This window comes from Rhodanobacter sp. BL-MT-08 (assembly GCF_054161255.1).
In genome coordinates this window covers 1,531,767-1,553,678 of sequence record NZ_CP167872.1, presented here as the reverse complement: position 1 = coordinate 1,553,678, position 21,912 = coordinate 1,531,767, and the positions used below count along the sequence as shown (strand labels likewise).

Genomic DNA, 21,912 nt, shown 5'->3' with positions numbered 1-21,912 from the left:
ATCGGCTTTGACGGTACTAACTGCCTACATGATCTTTACCCCCCGACTTGTCCTGCTGGTTCTGTTCGCCTTTTTCGCGCTGTGCGTGCTGCTGGTGCACCTGCGCGGACGCGTCCGGCTTCGGTTTGATCGGCAGCTGGTGGACCATTCGGCGGTTTTTGCGCCGTACAACTTACTCATGTACGCCTTCTCGGCGGTGCCGGCGCGGCCGATTCTGGATCGCCGCGGTTTCCCCCAGCTCGACCTTCTGCAGGCCAACTGGCGCGTGATACGCGATGAAGCCATGCATCTGTTCGACGAAGGCTATATCCGCGCGGCCGCGAAGAACGACGACGCCAGCTTCAACAGCTTTTTCAAGCAGGGCTGGAAGCGCTTTTATCTTAAGTGGTACGGCGAGCCGCTGGCCTCGGCCGAAACGCTCTGCCCCAACACGGTCGCGCTGCTGAAGTCGATCCCCAGCGTCAAGGCGGCCATGTTCGCCCTGCTGCCGCCGGGCGCCAAACTCAATCCGCATCGCGACCCGTTCGCCGGGTCGCTGCGCTACCACCTGGGGCTGATCACGCCCAATTCGCCGGCGTGCCGCATTTTTGTTGATGGCCACGAGCACGCCTGGGGCGACGGCAAGGATGTCGTCTTCGACGAAACCTACGTGCACTGGGCGGAAAACGGCACCGACCAAACCCGGGTGATTCTGTTCGCCGACGTGGAGCGCCCCTTGCGCACGCGCTGGATGAACGCGATCAACCATCGCGTCGGCGCTTTCATGGGCAGCATCACCGCATCGCCCAACTCGGATACGGACACCGAGAAGACCGGCTTCATCAACCGTATGTTCGCGCTGAGCAAGCGCAAGGGTGACTCCTCAAACTCGTTCAAAGCGCGCTTCAAGAGCCGCCACAAGAAAGTCTACAAAGGCCTCAAATACCTCGGCATCGTGGTGATGATCTGGCTGATCTTTCTGGCGCCCTGGCCGATCTTCCGCTGAAAAATTTCTGAAGCGACTGTCCACTTATCAAAAAAAAGCCGCGGAGCAATCCGCGGCTTTTTTCTTTTGGACGGCTGAACCGGAAGCGTGAACTTCAGGCCTTGAGGCGCTTGACGATGGCGTCCGCAAAACTGTCGGTGCTGCCCTTGCCACCCAGATCCGGCGTAATCTCGTCGCGGTCGCTTTCCACCGCGGCGCGGATCGCCGCGCGCAGCTGATTGCCCTTGGCGACCATATCCAGATAATCCAGCATGTCGGCGGCGGCGAGCAGCAGCGCGCAGGGGTTGGCGATACCGCGTCCGGCGATATCCGGCGCCGACCCGTGTACGGCTTCGAAGATCGCCGCGTTGGTGCCGATGTTGTCGCCCGGCGCCAGACCCAGGCCGCCGACCAGACCCGCGCACAGATCGGAGAGGATGTCGCCGAACAGATTCGTGGTCACGATCACGTCGAACTGATGCGGGTTCATCACCAGCTGCATGCAGGTGTTGTCCACGATCATCTCGTTGAACTCGATCTGCGGATATTCCTTGGCGATTTCGCGCGCCACGTTGAGGAACAGGCCAGTGCTGGTCTTGAGGATGTTCGCCTTGTGCACGGCGGTAATCTTCTTTCGGCCTTTCTTCACCGCCATCTCGAATGCGTAACGCACGATGCGCGTGCTGCCCTTGCGCGTATTGCGGATGATCGACTGAGCGATCTCGCCATCTTCGGACAGCGTTTGGCCTTCGGCGAGATACGCGCCCTCGGTGTTTTCGCGCACCGTGATGATGTCGATATTCTCGTAGCGCGACTTGGTCCCCGGGAAACTAATCGCCGGACGCACGTTGGCGTACAGGTCGAAATGCCGGCGCAGGGTCACGTTGACTGAGGTAAAGCCGCCGCCGATCGGCGTGGTCAGCGGGCCTTTCAGCGCCACCTTGTGCTTGCCGATCATTTCCAGCGTGGAGGCCGGCAGCAGGTCGCCGTGCTTTTCCAGGGCGACCATGCCGGCATCGACAAAGTCGTACGTCAGATCACAGTCGAGCGCATCGAGCACGCGCAGCGTAGCTGTCATGATCTCCGGGCCAATGCCATCACCGGCGATCACAGCAATCGTCTTGCTCATGGGGAAACTCCTTGAAACGGGGAATCGAGCAGCGCGCGCAGGCGGGGGAAGAAGCAAAGGCGGCGCTGATAACCTGCTGATTATCGCCGATGTGGCGCGATGCGGCCAGTGCGCAGGCTTGCTGCGGCGCTGAAAATACTCGCACGCAGCGTTGCGAAAAGGCGCATGGGTGAAGGACGAGCAGCACGCGAAAGCCAGGCAGCACGTGGGTTTCGCAACCCATGTGCGTTACGCGCGCAAAAAAAGGCCGCGAAACGCGGCCTTTGAACCCTTACTGGGCGGCGTGATCCGCACAGCCTGCAGCGTCGCTGGCGGTACCAGCCTCAAGCTTGTCGAGCAGATCCACGCCGCGGCGCAGATGCGGAATCACGATGGAGCCGCCGACCACCAGACCCACGCTGAATACCTCGAAAAACTCGTTGCGCTGCACGCCGGCTTCCTTGCACTGGGCAATGTGGTAGCTGATGCAGTCATCGCAGCGCAGCACCATGGATGCCACCAGGCCCAGCATCTCCTTGGTTTTGACATCGAGCGCGCCGGCCTTGTAGGTCTGCGTGTCGAGCGCAAAAAAACGACGCACGACCTGGTTGTCCTCGGCGAGGATGCGGTCGTTCATGCGCTGGCGGAATTCGCTGAACTCGGCAAGGCTGTCGCTCATGCGGACAGCTCCAGCAGCTGGGTCAGCTTGCCGCTGCGATCGGCGGCGACCAGATCGTCGAAGCCGCCGACATGCTGATCGTTGATGAAAATCTGCGGCACGGTGCGACGGCCACCACTGCGGGTCAGCATGGCATCGCGCTGCGCCGGGTCCGTGTCGATACGCACTTCCGTCCACTCCAGCCCCTTGGCCTTGAGCAGATTCTTGGCCGAGACACAGTACGGGCACACCGCGGTGGAATAGACCTCGATCTTGGACATGACGGTACTCCGGAACAAAAATGGACGATGGCGAGTGACTTGGGGGCAGCGGTAGCCCGGCTCAAGGATTTGCGGCGATGAACGCCTGCAAATCGGCGGGGTCTGAGTGGTATTGTCGCCTACCAATGACCATGGCACCACGACTACCCGTTAAACGCCCGCTGGCGCGGCGCCTGCTGACCGCTCTGCTGGCGGCCGGCGTGACCTGTGCCGCCAGCGCCCAGCAGGACGTACGCCTGCCCGATCTGGGTAGTTCGGCCAACGCACTGATCTCGCCGCAGGAGGCGCAGGATTACGGCGCCGCCATGCTGCATCAGATGCGCGCGCTGGATCTGGTCGTCGACGACCCGCTGCTGGACGACTACATCAACGATCTGGGCTTTCGGCTGGTCGCCAGCAGCGACAAACCGAAAGAGCATTTCGCGTTTTTCGTCGTGAGGGATCCCGAGATCAACGCGTTCGCCGCGCCAGGCGGCTACATCGCCGTGAACTCCGGCCTGATTACGATCACCCGCAACGAGAGCGAGCTGGCCGGCGTGATGGCCCATGAAATTGGCCACATCACGCAAAACCATCTGGAGCGGGCGTTCGAGGATTCCAAAAAGGATGCGCCGCTGATGGCGCTGGTGTTGCTCGGCGCCATTCTCGCCGGCGCCGGCGGCCACGCCGGTGACGCGCCGGTCGCGGTGCTGGCCGGCGGGCAAAGCCTGATCGCGCAGAAGTCGATCAACTTCACTCGCCACGACGAGATCGAAGCCGATCGCGTGGGCATCCAGACTCTGGGCCGGGCCGGCTTCGATCCGAATGCGATGGCGACCTTCTTCGAGCATCTCGAAGACGTCACCAGCGCCGACGCCGGCGGCATCCAGACGCCGTCGCTTTTGCAATCGCACCCGGTGACTACCGAGCGCATCAGCGACGCGAAATCCCGCGCCGGCGCGCTGGTGGCCGCGCAGAAACTTCGCCCTACCGTGTCCAGCATGGACAAGAGCCAGTGGGAGAAAATCACCGCACCGATGCCTTTCGTCCGCGACCCCTCGGTGCTGACCGCCAGCACGAAAACACCCGACCAGCTGGACGCCTACTCACTCATGCGCGAGCGCACGCGAGTGCTGACCGACGATGCGCCCAAGGCGGTGATCTACTACGCCTCTAATCTGAAAGATCAATATGGCTTCGACACGCCGGCGACGCGCTATGGTTACGCGCTGGCGCTCACCCGCAGCGGCCGCGGCGCTCAGGCAATCGAGCAGCTGCAGCCGCTGCTGAAGTTGGACGGCGGCAATCTGATCCTGAAACTCGCGATGGCCGACGCGCGCCTGCAGGCCGGCCAGCGCGGTGCGGCGCTGGCGATGTATCAGGAACTGACCACGCAGTCGCCGCGCAATCGTGCGGTGGCGCTGGCCTACGCCGATGCGCTCGTGGCTTACGGCGACAAGGCGCAGGCCACTCAGGCAGCAGACCTGTTGCGGCCATTGCTGGACAACGCCGACGAGCCGGAGATCTACAGCGCCTACGCGCGCGCCAGCGAAAAGGCCGGCGACAGCGTGCGTGCCGGGGAGGCGTTCGCCGATGCCACCTACTACGCCGGCCGACCGTTCGATGCGATGGAACAGCTGAAGCGGATGCTCAAACGCACCGATCTGGACTACTACGCCCGGGTGCGCATCCAGTCGCGCATCAGCCAGCTGACCCCGCTGGTGATGGAGCTGCACAAGCGTCGGATAAGCACCGATGACAATCCCGACGGCTGGCAGCAGCCGGGACAGAATCAGCTGTGCAGCGGCCGGCTTTGCTTCGGCGCGCGCTGACGGTACGGCATCTGCATCTGCCGGTCTGCCACGCTTCGTGACAATCCCGCGCGGTTGGACTAGAACGTACTGACCCATGTCATCGACGCGTAACATTGATGGGTTGCAATACTCCCGTCACAAGCCTCCGGCGGACCACCGCGTGCACAAGCGCATTTTGATCGTTGAAGATGAAGTCTCGATTCGCGAGATGATCGCGTTCGCACTGCGCAAGGCGGGCATGGATGCCATGCAGGCCGCCGATGCGCGAGCGGCGCAGCTGGCCATTGCCGAGCAGGTGCCCGACCTGATCCTGCTCGACTGGATGCTTCCCGGCACCAGCGGTCTGGAGCTGGCCCGGCGCATGCGCAAGGAAGAACTGAGCCGCGAGATACCGATCATCATGCTCACCGCGCGCGGTGAGGAGATGGACCGGGTCAACGGACTGGAAGCCGGCGTCGACGACTACGTGGTCAAACCTTTCTCGACGCGCGAGCTGATTGCCCGCATCAAGGCTGTGCTGCGTCGCAGTCAGGGTGACGACGGTTCGGGCATGGTCGAACTCGGCGGCCTGCGCATCGACGGCCCCGCGCACCGCGTGTTTGCAGGCGAAGATGCGGTGCCGATCGGCCCGACCGAATATCGCCTGCTGTACTTCTTTATGACCCACCCGGAGCGCGTGTACTCGCGCACGCAGCTGCTTGATCACGTATGGGGCGGCAGTGTCTACGTGGAGGAGCGCACGGTCGACGTGCACATCCGCCGCCTGCGCAAGACGCTGGAGCCGTGGAAGCTGGACGAGATGGTGCAGACCGTACGCGGCACCGGCTACCGGTTTTCCGTCAGCGCCTGAGACCATGCATGGCTGAGCCGCACGCGCCCTGCCCGGTCGTCATGGCACGGCTCGCCGGGCTTGCGGTGGCGCAAGCTTTTGCCGATGCTGGCGGCCCGGGCTGCAGAGCCTTCCAGCCAAGCGCCTGATGGCACAACCTGCCACACCATCGTTTCGAACATTGTCGATTGCTCTGGCGGCAGCATTGGCCGTGGGCGCGCTGCTGGGCTGGCTTGCCGGCGGCCATGTCGCTACCGGCGTGGCGCTTGTCGCGCTTTTCGAAGTCGTCTTGCTGCTGACTCGAATTCGTCATCAAACGCAGCTCATCATGCCCGCACCCGCTGGCGCCAGCCCCCTACAGCATGACCGTTTCATGACACGTTCCCGACGTATTGCCTCTAGCCTGCGCGATCTGCGCAACGCCGCCAGCCATCTTCCCGATGCGGTGGTGCTGCTCGATCAGCAACAGCAGGTGCGCTGGTTCAATCACGCCGCCGAGAGCCTGCTGGGCCTGCGCCGCCCACGCGACCGCGGCGTACTGCTGCATCAGCGGCTGGCCTCGTCGGATCTTTCCGGCTGGTTACAGGATGGCGCGCTGGAGCCGATCAATGACGTGATGGCACCGGGCCATCCGGAAAGCCAGCTCAACGTGAGCATGCTGCCGTTCGGCCGCCGTCAGCATCTGCTGCTGGCGCGCGACATCAGCCACCTCAACCGGCTGGAACAGATTCGTCGCGACTTCGTCGCCAACGTCTCGCACGAGCTGCGCACGCCGCTGACGGTGATCCACGGCTATCTCGAACTGATCGACCCTGAAGACGTGCCCGAGCTGGCACCCGTGCTGGGCGAGATGCGCGCGCAGTCCAAGCGCATGGGTCAGATCGTGGAAGATCTTCTTACCCTGTCGCGACTGGAAACCCAGCATCAGGTAGCCGACGAGCGCGTGCCGATGGCGTCGCTGCTGGCGACCGTGCGCAAGGAGGCCGAAGCGCTCAGCCAGGGCCGTCATCAGATCGCCCTGGAGTCCACCGCGGAAGCCGACCTGCTCGGCTCACCCAAGGATCTGCACAGCGCGCTGTCCAATCTGGTCAGCAACGCCGTGCGCTATACGCCGATCGGCGGCAGCATCACCATTCGCTGGCGGCGCACGCCGCTGGGCGCGGCCTATTCCGTAAGCGATACGGGTTTCGGTATTCCTGCGTCGCATCTCGCCCGGCTGACCGAGCGCTTTTACCGCATCTCTTCGAGCCGCTCGCGCGACAGCGGTGGCACCGGCCTTGGCCTGTCGATTGTCAAACACGTGCTGAACCTGCATCAGGCGCAGCTGCAGATCGAGAGCACGCCAGGTGTCGGTTCGACCTTCTCCTGCCACTTCAGCAACGCACGCCTGCTGACCGCAGGCGGTAGCGACGAGAGCTGAACTGCAGCACCGCTCCATGTGTATTTGAGTGGCAGCATGGGCCAGAATGGCGATATGCCACGCGTCTCCCCCACATCCTCGCCATCGATCGAACCTTCGCCGATCGACCTGAATTCTCCGCAGCTGTACCTGAGCAGCGAACTGGCGACGCTGGAATTCAATTTCCGCGTGCTGGCGATGGCGCGCGATCCGCATGTGCCTATCCTGGAGCGGCTGCGCTACCTGAGCATCGTGGCCAACAATCTCGACGAATTCTTTGAGGTGCGCGTGGCGATGCTCAAGCATCACCACACGTACGGCACGTCGGCGCCGGGGCCGGACGGCATCACGTCCGGCGAGTTGCTCAACCGCATCCGCGCGCGCGCGCTGGATCTGGTCACCGAGCAGTTCTCGACCTGGCAGGAACACCTCATTCCCCAGCTCGATGCAGAGAATGTGCACGTGCTGACGCGCAAGCATTGGACGGCGAAGCAGCGGCGCTGGCTGCAGGGCTATTTCGAGCACGAGGTGCTACCGGTACTGTCGCCGCTGGGGCTGGATCCGTCGCATCCGTTTCCGCGCATCCTCAACAAGACGCTGAATATCGCGGTGGTACTGAAAGGCCGCGACGCCTTCGGTCATGAAGGCCACATGGCCCTGGTGCGCGCGCCGCGCTCGCTGCCGCGCATCATCCGCGTACCCGACGAAGTGGGTGGCGATGGCGATCACTTCGTGTTTCTGGCCGAACTGCTGCAGGCATTCACGGACCTGATGTTTCCGGGCTTCAAGGTGGTGGGTTCCTATCAGTTCCGCGTCACGCGCAACAGCGAGTTGATCGTTGAAGAAGCCGAAGTCGAAAACCTCGCGCATGCGCTTAGCGAGGAGCTGATCGGCCGCGGCTACGCGCGTCCGGTGCGGCTGGAAATTGCCAACGATTGCCCGAAAGCGATCACCGCCATGCTGACGCGCAACTTCGAGCTGGGCGACGCCGACGTCTACCGCTGCGACGGTCCGGTCAACATCATCCGTGCGCAGCTGATCTACGACCTGCTCGATCGGCCGGAGCTGAAGTTTCCGCGCTTCAATCCACAGCTGCCGGCGGCGCTCGACGGCGCGAAGAACAAGTTCGACCTTATCAGCCAGCGCGACGTGCTGCTGCATCACCCGTATCAGAATTTTGCTGCCGTGGTCGATCTGCTGCGCCAGGCTAGCGTCGATCCGCAGGTGCTGGCGATCAAGCAGACGCTTTACCGCGCCGGTGAGGACACCCCGCTGGTCGGCCTGCTGGTGGACGCGGCGCGCAACGGCAAGGACGTGACCGTGGTGATCGAGCTGCGCGCGCGCTTCGACGAAGCGGCCAACATCCAGCTCGCCGTGCGCCTGCAGGAGGCCGGCGTGCAGGTGGTTTATGGCGTGGTCGGCTACAAGACGCACGCCAAGATGATGCTGATCGTGCGGCGCGAGGGCGACGGGCTGCGCCGCTACGCGCACCTGTCGACCGGCAACTATCACCAGATCAACAGCCGCACCTATACCGACATCGGCCTGATGACGGCCAACCCGGACATCGGCGAAGACCTGCACAAGATCTTCCAGCAGCTGTCGGGCCTGGGCCCGATGATCAAGCTCAACTGCCTGCTGCATTCGCCGTTTACGCTGTATACCGGCCTGGTCGCCAAGATCGAGCGCGAAACAGCACACGCGAAAGCCGGCCGGCCGGCGCGCATCGTCGCCAAGCTCAATGCGATGAACGAATCGCACGTGATCGAGGCGCTGTATCGCGCCTCGCAGGCCGGCGTGGAAATCGATCTGATCGTGCGCGGCGCCTGCACGCTGCGGCCGGGGCTGCCCGGCATCTCCGAGCGCATTCGCGTGCGCTCGATCATCGGCCGATTCCTCGAACACAGCCGCGTTTACTGGTTCGCCAACAACGACGAACCGGAGCTTTACTGCGCCAGCGCCGACTGGATGGCGCGTAATCTGATGCGCCGCATCGAGATCGCGTTTCCCATTCTCGATCCCGAACTTTCCGCCAGGGTGTTCGAGGAAACCCTCGCCGGCAGCCTGGCCGACAACACGCAGGCATGGGTGCTTGACGCCGATGGCCGATACACGCGTGCGGAGCCCGGCAACGATCCGCCCTTCAGCGCACAACAGCGTCTGCTCGATCGCTACTGCCCGTGATTTTTTTCGTCGCGCAGAAAGCCTGCCGGGATGCATGTGACGTCAGCCTCACGCGAGCGTGCGAGAATTCGCGTTCATTCGACCAGGGAGGCTTGACGTGAGTCCAGCCGATGCCACACCGATCCGCGACGGCGAACTGATCGCCGCGGTGGACATGGGTTCCAACAGCTTCCACATGGTGGTGGCACGGATGGAACACGGCGAACCCCGCGTGATCGATCGGCTGCGCGAAAGCGTGCGTATGGCTGCCGGCCTGCGCTCCGACGGCACGCTGGACGCCGAACGGCGCGCCCGCGCGATGAACTGCCTGGCCCGCTTCGGCCAGCGCATCGCCGGCCTGCCCTCGCTGCGCGTGCGCGCGGTGGCCACCAATACGGTGCGCCGGCTGGCATCCCCGCAGACCTTTCTGACCGCCGCCGAAGCGGCGCTCGGCCATCCCATTGAAGTGGTATCCGGGCGCGAGGAAGGACGACTGATCTTTCTGGGCGCCGCCCACGACCTGCCGGCCTCGCGCGAACCGCGGCTGATCATCGACGTCGGCGGCGGCAGCACCGAGTTCATCATCGGGCGCGGCCTGGCGCCGCTGCATACGGAAAGCGTGCAGGCCGGCTGCATCGCCTCGACGCTGCGCTTTTTTCCCGCCGGCAAGCTGACTCGCAAGCGCTGGCAGCGCGCGCGCAGCGAAATCGGCGTGCTGCTGCAGCAGTTCGACGAGGACTACCGCGAAGCCGGCTGGCAGGACGCCTACGGATCGTCCGGCACGGCCAAGTCGATCGGCGCCGTCGTGCAGGCGATGAAGCTCTCCGACGACGGCATCACGCCGGCGTCGCTGGCGTCGCTGCGCGAGGCGATTCTCGAACAGGGCCAGATCAGCCTGCTTAAACTGCCCGGCTTGGTCGAAGATCGGGCTGCCGTCTTCGCCGGCGGCGTGGTGATTTTCGAGGCCGCCTTTGCCGCGCTGGGCATCGAACGGCTGCGCGTGTGCGAAAGCTCGATGCGCGAAGGGCTGATGTGGGACCTTATCGGCCGCGCGGGCGGCAGTGATCCGCGCACGGCCAGCATCGACGCACTGGCAACCCGCTACGGCGTGGATCGCGCGCAGGCAAGGCGCGTGGAGTCCACCGCGCTGATGCTGTTCGATCAGGTGGCCAAAGCCTGGAAGCTCGACGCCGACGCGCGCGAATGGCTGTCCTGGGCCGCGCGCGTGCATGAAATCGGCCTCGCCATCGCCCACAGCCAGCACCACCATCATGGTGCCTACATCTTGCGCCACGCGGACCTGGCCGGCTTTTCGCGACAGGAGCAGCAGCTGCTGGCGGCGGTGGTCGAAATGCATCGGCGCAAGCCGGACAGGGCGCTGATCCTCACGCTGCCGGTGCGCTACCGCGCGCTGGCGCGCTACACCACCGCCCTGCTGCGCCTGGCCGTGCTGTTTCGCCGCGCACGCCGCGCCGAGTCGCTGCCGCCCATGCGCGTGACTGCGACCAGCCAGAAGCTGCGTGTCACCCTGCCGCTGGCCTGGTTCGAGCAGCACCCGCTGAGCGAATCCGATCTGCAGCAAGAGCAGTCGCCAATGGCTGAGCTGGGACTGAAGCTGGATCTTTCAAGCAGCTGAGTGACGGGTTTTCATGAATCATGCCGGTTGCGTGCGCGTATCATGTCGGCACGCCAAATATTGCCTGATGCCCATGCTCAAATCCCTGCTCGCCATCCTCATGCTCACTGCGCCGCTGACGCTAGCGGCGCAGACCGCCAAGCCCGCCCCCGCGGCTTCTGCGCCTGTCACCGCCGCTCCGGAGGTCGTGCTGCATACCTCGCAGGGTGACATCACGGTAGCGCTCTATCCGGACAAGGCGCCCAAGAGCGTGGCCAATTTCCTGCAATATGTGCGCGACGGCTTTTACGACGGCACGGTGATCCACCGGGCAATCCCGGGCTATCTGGTGCAGGGTGGGCTGTATACGCGCGACCTGCAGCCCAAACGCACGCGCCCGGCCATCGCCAGCGAATCGGACAACGGCCTGTCCAATCTGCGCGGCACACTTGCCGTAGCGAGAGGCGCCGACCCGAACTCCGGCGCGTCGCAGTTTTTCTTCAACCTGGTAGACAACCGCCGGCTGGATTTCACCGGCAACCAGAGCAGCCTGACCTGGGGTTACACCGTTTTTGGCAAGGTGACGAAGGGCATGGACGTGGTCGACAAGATCGCTGCTTTGCCCACGCGCGGACTCGGCCCGTTTGCCGCTGACGTGCCTAACCCGCTGGTGGTGATCAACAGCGCCCGCGTCATCGGCGAGGATGCCCCGGCAGCTGCCGCCAGCACGGGGTCGCCAGCCTCGGCCAAGCCAGCCAAGAAAGCCACAAAGCATTAGGGACTGCCAGCACCATGGCCACGCTTTTCATCGCCGACCTGCATCTGGATCCATCGCGTCCGCAGATCACCGAGCTGTTTGAACACTATCTGGCCGGCGACGAAGTGCGCCGCGCCGATGCGCTGTATATCCTCGGCGACCTGGTCGAAGCGTGGGTCGGCGACGACGACGATGCCGAGCTGCCCGAACGCATCGCCACGGCGATACGCGCCGTGCGAGACGCCGGGGTGCCGGTGTACTTCATGGCCGGCAATCGCGACTTTCTGCTCGGCGAAACCTTCGCGCAGCGCGCCGGCCTCACGCTGCTGGACGACGGCGCGGTCCATGAACTCTATGGTCGCCCCACGCTGCTGATGCACGGTGACCTGCTGTGCACCGACGACGTGGCCTATCAAACCGTACGCCAGCAGGTGCGTACGCCGCAGTGGAAAGCGCAGATTCTGACCATGCCTCTGGAGGCGCGCCGCGCCTTCGCCAGCAAGGCGCGCGAAGACAGCCGTGCGCATACGGGCGCGACTCAGGAAAGCATCATGGACGTTAATACCGACGCCGTGCAGCAGGCGCTACGCCATGCAGGCGTGACTCGACTGATCCACGGCCATACCCATCGCCCTGCAGTACACGCACTGCAGCTCGACCATCAGCCCGCCGAACGCATCGTGCTCGGTGACTGGTACGAGCACGGCTCGGTGCTGAGGGTCACGCCTGACGGCGTGGCATTGCGCGGCCTTTCTTCCGACGGCTAGTTTTGGCTGCGGCGGCGACATGTGTCGGCACCGTTACCGGTTTCGTCTCAGGCGAAGCAACGCAGTCGGCTAGACGCCCGAGTCGGCGATCTCAAGCAGCCATTGCGTCGTCAACGCAGGTACGGTGACCGGCAGCATATGGCCGCCGCCGTCGACCAGTTTCAGCGTGGCGTGAGGAATTTTCCGCGTCAACGCTTCACCGTGCTGCCGATAATCGAGAACCTGATCCTGCCGGCCATACAGCACGTCGACCGGCATTTTCAGCGTGCCGTACCGGCTTTCCATGTTGGGCAAATCCTCGGCTGTCGCCAGCATGTCGGATGAGGCCGCGTAGAAACTGTTCGGGCGAAGCCCAAGCAGGCCACCGCCCCTGGTGCGAAAATCCTTCGGCACCGGCTCCGGCCCGAAGACAAACGCCAACACTTCGGGACCCTTGCGAATGGACAGCGGCGTGGCGAGCGTATGAGCGATTGCACGGCGCATCAGCGGCGAGGGAATCATCAGGCCGCGAAAAGATTCCGGCGGCTCGCTCTGCGTGTGCGTCAGCGGCGCGATGAGGGCCAGCCGTGAAATGGACTGCGGATGATTCAGGCCAACCGCCAGCGCAATGGCGCCGCCCAGCGAATGGCCGACCAGCAGCGGCTTGTCGAGCTTCAACGCCTCGATGAACGCGGCGACAGTCGCGGCCTGATTGACGATGGTGGCGGGCGAGTTTTCCCCGCGCGTGGAATAGCCCGCCCCCGGACGGTCGATCATAATCACCCGGTGCGAGCGCGCCAGCTTCTGCAGGTCGAGATAGGCAAAGTTGAGCAACTGGCCGCTGAGCCCGTGAACCAGCACGATCGGCGAACCGCTGCCCTGCTCGACGTAGTGAATGCGATCGGCGCCGATGTCGATAAAACGGCCGCGCGGCGGCAGCGCCTTCTCGACCTTGGCGGCGATAAGTGCCGAGAACACGACCAGCGCCGCGATCACCACAACAAGCAAAATGACGATGGAAAGAAGGATGGTCACAGGCTGGCACTCGCTTTGGCTGGCTGGCGTGGCTCACGGCTGGCGGCACTGTTCGACACCCTGCGGCGCTCAAACCGCATGGCGCCATCTTCGAGTTTGCCGTAGCGGAAAGCGGCCAGGTCACGCGCGTAATTCTGGTGGTAGATCCAGGGCTTGTGCACGCCCTGTTTCGGCAGCTGCGCGGCAGCCCGTTGAATATAGCCCGATGTGAGGTCGACCGCCGGCTGTGTGCCGGCGTCGGCGCTGTCGAGCACCGGCACGCAGGTGTCGTAACCGCCGGCCTTCATGTGTTCGAGCAGACGGCACACGTACTTCGCCACCAGCTCGGCCTTCAGCGTCCACGACGCGTTGGTGTAACCGAAGGTCGAGGCAAGATTCGGCACGCCGCTGGACATCATGCCCTTGTACGACACCGTGTCGCCGAGGTTGATTGTTTGGCCATCAACCGTGATGGTCGCGCCGCCGAGCAGCTTCAACTTCAGGCCCGTGGCAGTGACGATGATGTCGGCATCGAGCTGTTCGCCGCTGCGCAGGCGCAGGCCAGTGCCGGTGAAGGATTCGATTTCGTCGGTCACGATGGACGCATTGCCCGCGCGAATCGCCTTGAACAGATCGCCATTGGGGATCACGCACAGGCGCTGGTCCCAAGGCTTGTAGCGTGGCGTCAGATGCTTGCCCACATCGAAGTCGGGGCCGAGCTGCTTCGACGCCATTTTCAAAATGGCCTTCTTGGCCGCATCGGGCTTGCGCCGCGCGTAGTTGTACAGGTACATGCTGAGCAGCACGTTCTTGGTGCGGATCAGCCGGTGGGCGATCTTCGAGGGGAACCAGCTGCGCAGCTTGTCGGCGATCACGTCGCGCGACGGCAGCGCGAAGATATACGTCGGCGAGCGCTGCAGCATGATGACATGCTGGGCCGTTTCGGCCATGGTCGGCACCAGCGTGACCGCGGTCGCGCCGCTGCCGATCACCACCACGCGCTTGTTCGCGTAGGCGAGGTCGGCCGGCCAGTGCTGCGGATGCACGATCTGCCCACCGAATTGATCCATGCCCGGCCATGTCGGCGCGTGGCCGGTGTCGTAGTCGTAATAGCCGCTGCACATATAGAGAAAGCTGCAGCTGTAGCGGATCTGCTCGCGGCGGCCCTCGACGGTACGCTCCACCAGCACGCTCCAGCGCGCGGTGGCCGAGTTCCACTCGGCGCCGAGCATCTTGTGCTGAAACCGGATCTTTTTGTCGATGCCGAACTCGCGCGCGGTGTCCTTCACGTAGTCGAGGATGTTCTGGCCCTCGGCTATCGCCTTGTCGCCCTGCCATGGGCGAAAGCTGAAGCCCAGTGTGTACATGTCCGAGTCCGAGCGCACGCCGGGATAGCGAAACAGATCCCACGTGCCGCCTAGTGTCGTGCGACTTTCCAGAATGGCGAAGCGCATCGACGGCAGCCGATCCTGCAAATGGTAGGCCGCAGCGATGCCAGATAGCCCGGCACCCACGATTAGCACGTCGTAGTCGACCTCGGTACTAGCCGGCGCACCGGATGATTTGAATTCGCTCATCGATGTCATGCGATCGCTCCTGGCGAGGTTTGCTTGCCGCCGTGATTTGGACGGCCATACAAAACGGTGGATTCAATGGCCCGCAGGCGGCTCACTGCTGCTTTTCGCTGGACTACCCAGCATGCTGCGCGCGCGTCGAAGCACCAGCACCTGATACGCCGAACCCAGCAGGCGAATCAACTTGTCCATCACCCACGCATCCTTGCCCACCAGCACGCGACGCGCGTTTTTCTCCACCCCGGCAAGAATCTGCAGCGCTGCGGCGTCTGGCGTGGTGACGTTGATCAGCCGATTGGCGCGACGGCGGTGGGTTTCCTCATCTTGTCCGGTGGCGTCGACAATCTGCTTGTCGATGCGCGACGAGTTCACGATATTCGTGGCCACGCCGCCGGGGTGGATACTGGTTGCGCTGACCGGTGCACCCTCCAGTTCCAATTCCATACGCAGCGCTTCGGTGTAGCCGCGCACGGCGAACTTGCTGGCGTTATAGGTGCTCTGGGTCGGCATGGCCATGAGACCGAACAGGCTCGATAGATTGATCACGTGGCCTTCGCCGGAGGCGCGCAGATAGGGCAGAAACGCCTGCGTACCATGCACCACGCCCCAGAAGTTGATGCCCATGATCCATTCGAAATCTTCGATGGTCGCCGTGGCCGCCGAGGCGGTATGCGCCACACCGGCGTTGTTGAAGATCAGATTGATCTTGCCGTGCGCGGCGTTCGACAGGCGTGCCCACTCGAATACCGCCGCCCGGTCGGATACGTCCAACATTTGGGTCGTTACCTTCACCGCGTGTGTTGCGCACAGCGCTGCGGTTTCCTGCAGGCCCGCCTCGTTGCGATCGCTGAGCGCCAGAGCGCAGCCGCGCCGGGCCAGCTCGACGGCGAGACTGCGGCCCATCCCCGATGCCGCGCCGGTGATAGCAGCGACCTTGCCCTTGAAGATCTGCACTGGACATTCCTCAACCACCACGCAAGTGTGGTGTTACGTGTCACCACTTTAAATTTTGCTCTTTCTGCTGTCAAATGAACGCATGAAAAAAACTGCTGAACCCCAAGCTGCCGGCCGGCCCTACGGCGGCGTCGCCCACGAGGACCGTGCCGCCGAGCGGCGCCAGGCGTTGATCCAGGCGGCGACCCAGGTGTTCGGCACGTTCGGATTTCGCAAGGCGACCGTGCGCGCCATCTGCCAGCAAGCCCGATTGAACGATCGTTATTTCTACGCGGCGTTCGACAGCACCGACCACCTGCTGCGCGCGACCTATGAACACCACGCCCAGCGGCTGCACGCAGCGCTGCAGCAGGCGATAGAGAGCCAGGGCGAACGCCTTGAAGAACGCATCGATGCCGGTCTGCGCGCATTTTTCGCTTTTTTACGCGATACCTGCGCGGCGCGCGTGCTGATGCTCGAAGTGATGGGCATCAACGCGGAAACCGACGCCACCTATCAGCGCAATTTGTCCGAATTCGCCAAGCAGATCATTGCCTCGGCCGACCCGACCACGCAGAACGCGCTGGGCGATCACGCCGATCAGCGCATTGTCGGCATGGCGCTGGTCGGCGCAATGACCAACGCAGGCACGGCCTGGCTGCTCTCGGGTTATCGCGACTCCGAAGAAAGGATGGTGCGCAACTGCAGCCAGGTATTGCTGGGAACTTACGCCTACGCCATCAAGCAGGCCCGTAACAGCCGATCGAACCGCGCCGCGCTGAACCATGCTGCCGTAAAAAACACCTCGCGAGTGCGACGCTAGGCGTAACCCAACGTCGCGAGACCCGCATGCTGCTCGATCGCCTTTTGAAACTGCCGCCACGCACGTCGCGCACCGTTCGGCATCGCGATGTGCGCATGACAATGCGCGATGGCGTGAGCCTTCTCGGTGACGTCTATCTCCCGGCAGAGCCATCGGGTCAGCCAACCGTATTGTTGCGCTCGCCGTACGGCCGCGGCAGCGTTTTCGGCCTGATGGCGCAGGCCTTTGCCAACCGCGGATATGCAACTGTCATCCAAAGCTGCCGCGGCACATTCGGCTCCGAGGGTCGCTTTCATCCCTTTTTCCAGGAGTCTGCCGACGGCATCGATACGGTGAGCTGGATCGAAAACCAGCCTTGGTTTGCCGGCCGTTTAGGCCTTTATGGCGGCAGCTATATGGGACAAGTGCAGTGGGCGATGGCGGCCGAATTGGGCGATCGCCTTTCCGCCATGGCCATGAGCGTCACCACCAGCGATTTTCAAGAAGCCATCCACGACGGCGGCGGCTTTCGGCTGCAGGATCTGCTGGTCTGGGCGCACCTGCTGGAGCATCAGGAGCGCAGCCATCGCTTGCGTAACGCCATCCGCGAACGTCTGTTCGGCGATCCGCTTAAACGCTACTACGCTCGGTTGCCGGTCCACACCATCGACGTCGACGCGCTGGGCAGGCGGGTCGATTTCTGGCGCGAGTGGGCCACAGGCAACCCGCAGGACGAGCGCTGGGCGCCGATTCGTTTCACCGACACGATCGACCGCATCAAAACGCCGGTCAGCATGGTCACCGGCTGGTCGGATTTTTTATTCGCATACCAGATGCGCGACTTTCAGGCGCTGAGGGCGTGCGGCTGCACGGCACGAATGACCGTCGGCCAGTGGACGCACTCGAGCATCGGTATGATCGGCGAAAGCCTGCGCGACGCGCTGCAGTGGTTCGACATCCATCTCAGGGATTTGAGGCCAACGCACCCGCAAGACCTCGGTCGAGTCAGATTCTGGCTCAACGGGCCGAACAGCTGGCATGAGGCAGACGCGTGGCCGCCCACCGACAGCAAGACGACTCAACTGGCTTTGAGCGCCGACGGTCGCCTTGCCGATAACGCCATCGAGACGGGCACGCGCTCATTTACCTACGACCCGTCCGATCCCACACCCAGCCTTGCCGGACCGATGCTGGCGAACAGCAAGGGCCGCGGTGACGTTCGCTCGCTTTGCGCGCGTAGCGACGTGCTGAGCTTCGACGGCCCCACCCTCGTCCAGCCCCTCGACATCATTGGCGATGTTCGCGTGACGTTGCGCACGTCCTCAAGCGATCCGCATCACGATCTGTTTGTCTGCCTGTGCGATGTCGATCCGCGCGGCCGCACGATCAACATCACAGATGCCTATATCAGGCTTCGACCCTCGCCGTCGCCCACCACCAACGGCCGCACTACCCTGCTCAAGGCGTCCCCTGTCGCATGGCAGGTGCCCCGGGGCCACCACCTGCGGCTACTCGTCTGCGGGGGCGCCTTCCCTCGCTTTGCGCGCAACCTCGGCTCGGATGAAAACAACCGCCATGGCGTCGCAACGAAACCGGTCGAAATCACCCTGCACTGTGCCGAGCCTGACGGCTGTCTGCTCAGCTTCTCGACATCCCCAACGAGTGAAACCGCGAAAGCCGTGTGAAGCGCGTCGCGGGCTGCGCGCATGGGCAGCCCGCGACAGGCATACGTTCGCAGGCGCTCCAGCCGACCAGGCCGCAGCATTGACGCGACGTTTTTGTCACGCATGGTCCCTGCACAATTTCTGCGAATTTGAAGGTCATAGTGGTTGCGTTGAAAGAGGCGGCGGTCAGCGTTTGTTTTCACGAAAGCCCTCGTCAGTCGCCACCCAGTACGGTCCCCACGTCCCCAGCGGAGTTTGTCCCATGCACCTGCTCGATCCTGATTACCTGCCGAAAACTGTCGGCACGCTCGGCCGCTTTCTGCTCAACCCCAAGGCCGATGTCGACGGTCTGCTACTCGATGACGGCACCGAAATTTATACCCCTCCCCATCTTTCCGAGAAGCTGCTCAAGGCGCTGTCGCCCGGCGACAAGCTGACAGTGCACGGCGTGAAAACGCGCGACAGCGACCTGATCGTGGCAGTAGCGATCGATCCTGCCAAAGGAAAACGCATCGTCGATGACGGCCCCGATCCCAAGCACGAAAAGCCGAAAAAACCCGCCGAGCGTGGCGAGCCGACAACGCATGTCGGCGTGGTGAGCCGATTGCTGCACGGCCCCAAAGGCAACGCCCACGGCGCGCTGCTGGAGGACGGCACCCTCGTTCGCTTTCCGCCACATGGCGCCGAGCCGTTCGCCAGCATTCTCGTGGCAGGGGCGCCGCTTGCCGTACGTGGCCACGAGCTGACCACGAAGCACGGCAGCGTCGTGGACGCCAGGGCGATGGGCAAGGACGAATCCTCCCTGACCGAAATCGCCAAACCCCCGAAGCCGTCCAAGCACGACGAAAAGACGCCAAAGAAGGATCACCCGCCCAAGCATCACGCGGCACATCACTGACGGCTGGCGATGACAAGCGGCTCGCCGCTGTGGCGTGGAGTAAAGGACAAGCGCCACAGCGCCGCCGTGAGCCAGATCTTGGCTGTCGTCCAGCGCAGGGGCATTCATCGAGGAGACACCATGCGGTCGAATGGTTCGAATCGGGTCACTTGCTGCGCCGCCGCCGGAGCAGTAGCCAGGCCGGTTACCCACCGCGATGGCAGTGCTTCACAACGGCCCGCGCGCTGTGCGCCGAAGGCCGAAGCGGGATCCCCATCGTGCTGACCTGGGCGCACTGTGGCGACATTCATGTCAGCCACGAAGACGGCCATCTCGGCATTTCGAGGCTCAAGGCTAAGGTCGCCGAGGCCAATCGCTATCTTGCCGATACCGTGGATTTCGTTTTTCTGCCCGGCGACAACGCCAACAACGGCAGCATGGAACAGTATCAACGCATCGGCGACGCGCTGAGCGAAATTCATCTGCCGGTACACGCCATACCGGGCGATCACGATGTCGAACCGGGCACGTTGAACGCGTTCTATCGCATGCATGGCGCCCACCCGCTGCCGATGGCCGTCACGATCGGCGGCCGATCCTGCGTGTTTCTGGATATCGTTTCGCCGGGATCCGGCAGGCCAGATTTTCGCCTCGGCGAAACGCAGCTGCGCTGGCTGGAACAGCAGCTGGAAAAACCGTCCGCCGCGGCGCACCGACCCGTTGTTTTCATGCACGCGTACCCCGGCGATCTGCACGAACACGGCGGCCAGATCGGGCGTTTGTTCGCCAAGGCGCATGTCGCCATGGTCGACACTGGCCATACGCATTACAACGCGTTGCTCAACGACGGATCGGTGACCTACGCCTCGACGCGCTCCATGGCGCAGGTCGAAGAAGGCGATGGGGAAGCCGGGTTTTCCATCGCCGCCGTCGACGGATCCTCGGTCAGCTGGCGTTTCAAGACGCCGGGCTCGACGTGGCCTTTCGTAGCGATTACCAGCCCCGCCGATCGCCGTCTGGAGACCGACATCAGCTCGCTGCAGCAGGTGCCCACGGACACGATCACCGTGCGTATGAGGGTTTTCGGCGACGATATTCGCGCAGTGACCGTCAGCGTGGACGACGGCAAGCCTGTGCTGATGCGCCCCGTCGACGGCGAGAACGGCGCGTGGTGCGCGACCGTGCCCGAAACGCCGGATGCTTGCAGCGTGATTGTGCATGCGCAAAGTGGCGACGGCGGCAGCGACGAAGATCGCATCGATGGGCTGACGCCGCAGGCAGCCGCGTCCATCGGGCGACCCGACGCCCTGCCCGGGACCAACGCGCATGCGGTGGAAGCATGGCCGGAGCACGGCATCCTCGGCTCGCAGTTGGGCCCCAACAAATACGGGCGCAAGTTGTGAGCGCGCCGTCGCCATCGAGGATTCCCGGCCGACGCGCGCTGGAGTCGCTGAATTTCTTCATGGCGGACGTGCAGGCCGGTATCGGCCCCTTTCTCGGCGTCTTTCTGCAGGGCCGGGGTTGGGGAACCGGCGCCATCGGCTCGGTGATGACCATCGGCGGCATTGCCGGCATGCTTGCGACGGGCCCCGCGGGCGCCCTGGTCGACGCTACGCGCAGCAAGCGCGCGCTGGTTGTCATCGGCAGCATCTTTACCGTACTGGCGTCGGCCCTGCTCTGGATATCACCCTCTTACGGCGTAGTGGCCGCTTCTCAGATCGCCACAGCCGTAGCCGGCGCAGCGCTGGGCCCGGCGCTGGCCGGCATCACCCTGGGCATGGTGCGACAGGCCGGCTTCGACCGTCAGTTCGGGCGCAACCAGGTGGCAAACCATACGGGCAACGTGATCGGTGCCAGCCTGTCCGGCTTTCTGGGCTGGAAGTTCGGCTTTGGCGCGGTGTTTTTTCTGGCCGCACTGTTCGCGGTCCTGGCCATCATCAGCGTATGGCTGATTCCGCGCAAATCGATCAACGACCGCTACGCACGCGGCCTGGAAAGCGACGACGACGGCGATGAGCACGTGTCCGGACTGCGCGTGCTGCTGGGCAATCGTCCGCTGCTGATTCTCGCCGGTTCGCTGGCCTTTTTTCATCTCGGCAACGCCGCCATGCTGCCGCTCTACGGTCTGGCAGTGGTCGCAGCGCATCAGGGCAATCCAGCCATCTTTACGGCCAAAACCATCGTGGTGGCCCAGCTGGTGATGGTGCTTGCCTCGATCGTGGCGATCCGCCTGATGCGCACGCGCGGCCACTGGTGCGTGATCTTGCTGACCTTTCTCGCGCTGCCGCTGCGGGGCCTCATCGCCGCACTAATGATCAAGAGCTGGGGCGTCTGGCCGGTACAGGCGCTGGACGGTATCGGCGCGGGGCTGCAGAGCGTGGCGGTACCGGCGCTGGTTGCGCGACTGCTGAAGGGCAGCGGCCACGTCAACGTGGGCCAGGGTGCCGTGATGACGGTGCAGGGGCTCGGCGCCGCGCTCAGCCCCGCGCTGGGCGGTTTCATCGCCGAGCTGTTCGGCTACCGTGCGGCCTTTCTTCTGCTCGGCGCGATCGCCCTGGGATCGCTGACTCTTTGGCTGGGATTTGCGCGCCTGCTGAAGCCAGCGTGCAGCGCCGACCTTCGCCCGAGCCACGGCCTGGACGCGCAGAGCGGGCCGGACGGCGTGAGATAACTCGCGACAGGGCCGCCGATACAGACTACTGTCGAAACGGACCCACCATATGCTGTCTCCGGGA

At 63.9% G+C, this 21,912-nt stretch carries 19 protein-coding genes; 13 read left to right on the top strand and 6 right to left on the bottom strand.

The annotated features are described in order from the left end of the window. The first annotated feature begins 28 nt into the window (after window positions 1–28). Window positions 29–985, top strand: coding sequence for an aspartyl/asparaginyl beta-hydroxylase domain-containing protein (locus ACDK93_RS06690; protein ID WP_458072367.1), 957 nt, complete (start codon window positions 29–31; stop codon window positions 983–985). 94 nt (window positions 986–1,079) lie between these two features. On the opposite strand, the gene ACDK93_RS06685 is transcribed toward ACDK93_RS06690, so the two are convergent. From ACDK93_RS06685 to grxC, 3 genes are all read right to left on the bottom strand, one after another. Continuing rightward, a complete protein-coding gene (locus ACDK93_RS06685) occupies window positions 1,080–2,093 on the bottom strand; it encodes an isocitrate dehydrogenase (protein WP_458071826.1) in 1,014 nt (337 codons plus the stop codon). A 271-nt stretch (window positions 2,094–2,364) separates the two neighbouring features. Then, a complete protein-coding gene (locus ACDK93_RS06680; protein WP_458071825.1) occupies window positions 2,365–2,751 on the bottom strand; it encodes a carboxymuconolactone decarboxylase family protein in 387 nt (128 codons plus the stop codon). Next, window positions 2,748–3,011, bottom strand: coding sequence for a glutaredoxin 3 (gene grxC / locus ACDK93_RS06675; protein WP_458071824.1), 264 nt, complete (start codon window positions 3,009–3,011; stop codon window positions 2,748–2,750). The genes ACDK93_RS06680 and grxC overlap by 4 nt, the downstream gene beginning before the upstream one ends. 125 nt (window positions 3,012–3,136) lie before the next feature. On the opposite strand from grxC, the gene ACDK93_RS06670 reads away from it, so the two are divergent. The 7 genes from ACDK93_RS06670 (at window position 3,137) to ACDK93_RS06640 (ending at window position 12,334) form a co-directional block, all read left to right on the top strand. Further along, complete coding sequence (locus ACDK93_RS06670) at window positions 3,137–4,822, top strand: M48 family metalloprotease (protein ID WP_458071823.1); 1,686 nt, start codon at window positions 3,137–3,139, stop codon at window positions 4,820–4,822. A gap of 142 nt (window positions 4,823–4,964) precedes the next feature. Continuing rightward, window positions 4,965–5,654, top strand: a complete 690-nt coding sequence (gene phoB, locus ACDK93_RS06665; protein WP_458071822.1) for a phosphate regulon transcriptional regulator PhoB — start codon at window positions 4,965–4,967, stop codon at window positions 5,652–5,654. Window positions 5,655–5,781: 127 nt separating this feature from the next. Then, the gene (phoR, locus tag ACDK93_RS06660) at window positions 5,782–7,053 is read left to right on the top strand and encodes a phosphate regulon sensor histidine kinase PhoR (protein ID WP_458071821.1); all 1,272 of its coding nucleotides are present in this window, start codon (window positions 5,782–5,784) and stop codon (window positions 7,051–7,053) included. Window positions 7,054–7,107: 54 nt separating this feature from the next. Then, complete coding sequence (ppk1, locus tag ACDK93_RS06655) at window positions 7,108–9,216, top strand: polyphosphate kinase 1 (protein WP_458071820.1); 2,109 nt, start codon at window positions 7,108–7,110, stop codon at window positions 9,214–9,216. Between the two features lie 97 nt (window positions 9,217–9,313). Continuing rightward, window positions 9,314–10,831: a Ppx/GppA phosphatase family protein gene (locus tag ACDK93_RS06650; protein WP_458071819.1), complete on the top strand. Its 1,518-nt coding sequence runs from the start codon at window positions 9,314–9,316 to the stop codon at window positions 10,829–10,831. Window positions 10,832–10,904: 73 nt separating this feature from the next. Then, window positions 10,905–11,588 (top strand): peptidylprolyl isomerase, encoded by a 684-nt coding sequence (locus ACDK93_RS06645; protein WP_458071818.1) that lies wholly within the window; start codon window positions 10,905–10,907, stop codon window positions 11,586–11,588. A gap of 14 nt (window positions 11,589–11,602) precedes the next feature. Beyond that, window positions 11,603–12,334, top strand: coding sequence for a UDP-2,3-diacylglucosamine diphosphatase (locus ACDK93_RS06640; protein ID WP_458071817.1), 732 nt, complete (start codon window positions 11,603–11,605; stop codon window positions 12,332–12,334). A 69-nt stretch (window positions 12,335–12,403) separates the two neighbouring features. Here ACDK93_RS06640 and ACDK93_RS06635 read toward each other — a convergent pair whose 3' ends face one another. The 3 genes from ACDK93_RS06635 to ACDK93_RS06625 all read right to left on the bottom strand — a co-directional run bounded on the left by ACDK93_RS06635 (window position 12,404) and on the right by ACDK93_RS06625 (window position 15,855). Beyond that, entirely contained in the window at window positions 12,404–13,348 is a 945-nt protein-coding gene (locus tag ACDK93_RS06635) for an alpha/beta fold hydrolase (RefSeq protein WP_458071816.1), read from the bottom strand. After that, complete coding sequence (locus ACDK93_RS06630; RefSeq protein WP_458071815.1) at window positions 13,345–14,913, bottom strand: flavin-containing monooxygenase; 1,569 nt, start codon at window positions 14,911–14,913, stop codon at window positions 13,345–13,347. The genes ACDK93_RS06635 and ACDK93_RS06630 overlap by 4 nt, the downstream gene beginning before the upstream one ends. A gap of 63 nt (window positions 14,914–14,976) precedes the next feature. Further along, the gene (locus ACDK93_RS06625) at window positions 14,977–15,855 is read right to left on the bottom strand and encodes an SDR family NAD(P)-dependent oxidoreductase (RefSeq protein ID WP_458071814.1); all 879 of its coding nucleotides are present in this window, start codon (window positions 15,853–15,855) and stop codon (window positions 14,977–14,979) included. A gap of 82 nt (window positions 15,856–15,937) precedes the next feature. Here ACDK93_RS06625 and ACDK93_RS06620 point away from each other — a divergent pair, with 82 nt between their 5' ends. From ACDK93_RS06620 to ACDK93_RS06600, 5 genes are all read left to right on the top strand, one after another. Continuing rightward, the gene (locus ACDK93_RS06620; RefSeq protein WP_458071813.1) at window positions 15,938–16,657 is read left to right on the top strand and encodes a TetR/AcrR family transcriptional regulator; all 720 of its coding nucleotides are present in this window, start codon (window positions 15,938–15,940) and stop codon (window positions 16,655–16,657) included. A 26-nt stretch (window positions 16,658–16,683) separates the two neighbouring features. Beyond that, entirely contained in the window at window positions 16,684–18,321 is a 1,638-nt protein-coding gene (locus ACDK93_RS06615; protein WP_458071812.1) for a CocE/NonD family hydrolase, read from the top strand. 241 nt (window positions 18,322–18,562) lie between these two features. After that, the gene (locus ACDK93_RS06610) at window positions 18,563–19,198 is read left to right on the top strand and encodes a hypothetical protein (protein WP_458071811.1); all 636 of its coding nucleotides are present in this window, start codon (window positions 18,563–18,565) and stop codon (window positions 19,196–19,198) included. A gap of 257 nt (window positions 19,199–19,455) precedes the next feature. Continuing rightward, window positions 19,456–20,580 carry a metallophosphoesterase family protein gene (locus tag ACDK93_RS06605; protein ID WP_458071810.1) on the top strand — a complete coding sequence of 375 codons (1,125 nt, stop codon included), beginning with the start codon at window positions 19,456–19,458 and terminating at the stop codon, window positions 20,578–20,580. After that, entirely contained in the window at window positions 20,577–21,848 is a 1,272-nt protein-coding gene (locus tag ACDK93_RS06600) for an MFS transporter (protein WP_458071809.1), read from the top strand. The genes ACDK93_RS06605 and ACDK93_RS06600 overlap by 4 nt, the downstream gene beginning before the upstream one ends. Window positions 21,849–21,912: the final 64 nt, after the last annotated feature.

Excerpts from the sequence above, each read along its gene's own strand:
- ACDK93_RS06690 (WP_458072367.1), top strand. The coding sequence starts at position 29 with ATGATCTTTACCCCCCGACTTGTCCTGCTGGTTCTGTTCGCCTTTTTC.
- ACDK93_RS06685 (WP_458071826.1), bottom strand. The coding sequence starts at position 2,093 with ATGAGCAAGACGATTGCTGTGATCGCCGGTGATGGCATTGGCCCGGAG.
- ACDK93_RS06680 (WP_458071825.1), bottom strand. The coding sequence starts at position 2,751 with ATGAGCGACAGCCTTGCCGAGTTCAGCGAATTCCGCCAGCGCATGAAC.
- grxC (WP_458071824.1), bottom strand. The coding sequence starts at position 3,011 with ATGTCCAAGATCGAGGTCTATTCCACCGCGGTGTGCCCGTACTGTGTC.
- ACDK93_RS06670 (WP_458071823.1), top strand. The coding sequence starts at position 3,137 with ATGACCATGGCACCACGACTACCCGTTAAACGCCCGCTGGCGCGGCGC.
- phoR (WP_458071821.1), top strand. The coding sequence starts at position 5,782 with ATGGCACAACCTGCCACACCATCGTTTCGAACATTGTCGATTGCTCTG.
- ppk1 (WP_458071820.1), top strand. The coding sequence starts at position 7,108 with ATGCCACGCGTCTCCCCCACATCCTCGCCATCGATCGAACCTTCGCCG.
- ACDK93_RS06645 (WP_458071818.1), top strand. The coding sequence starts at position 10,905 with ATGCTCAAATCCCTGCTCGCCATCCTCATGCTCACTGCGCCGCTGACG.
- ACDK93_RS06640 (WP_458071817.1), top strand. The coding sequence starts at position 11,603 with ATGGCCACGCTTTTCATCGCCGACCTGCATCTGGATCCATCGCGTCCG.
- ACDK93_RS06630 (WP_458071815.1), bottom strand. The coding sequence starts at position 14,913 with ATGACATCGATGAGCGAATTCAAATCATCCGGTGCGCCGGCTAGTACC.
- ACDK93_RS06620 (WP_458071813.1), top strand. The coding sequence starts at position 15,938 with ATGAAAAAAACTGCTGAACCCCAAGCTGCCGGCCGGCCCTACGGCGGC.
- ACDK93_RS06615 (WP_458071812.1), top strand. The coding sequence starts at position 16,684 with ATGCTGCTCGATCGCCTTTTGAAACTGCCGCCACGCACGTCGCGCACC.
- ACDK93_RS06610 (WP_458071811.1), top strand. The coding sequence starts at position 18,563 with ATGCACCTGCTCGATCCTGATTACCTGCCGAAAACTGTCGGCACGCTC.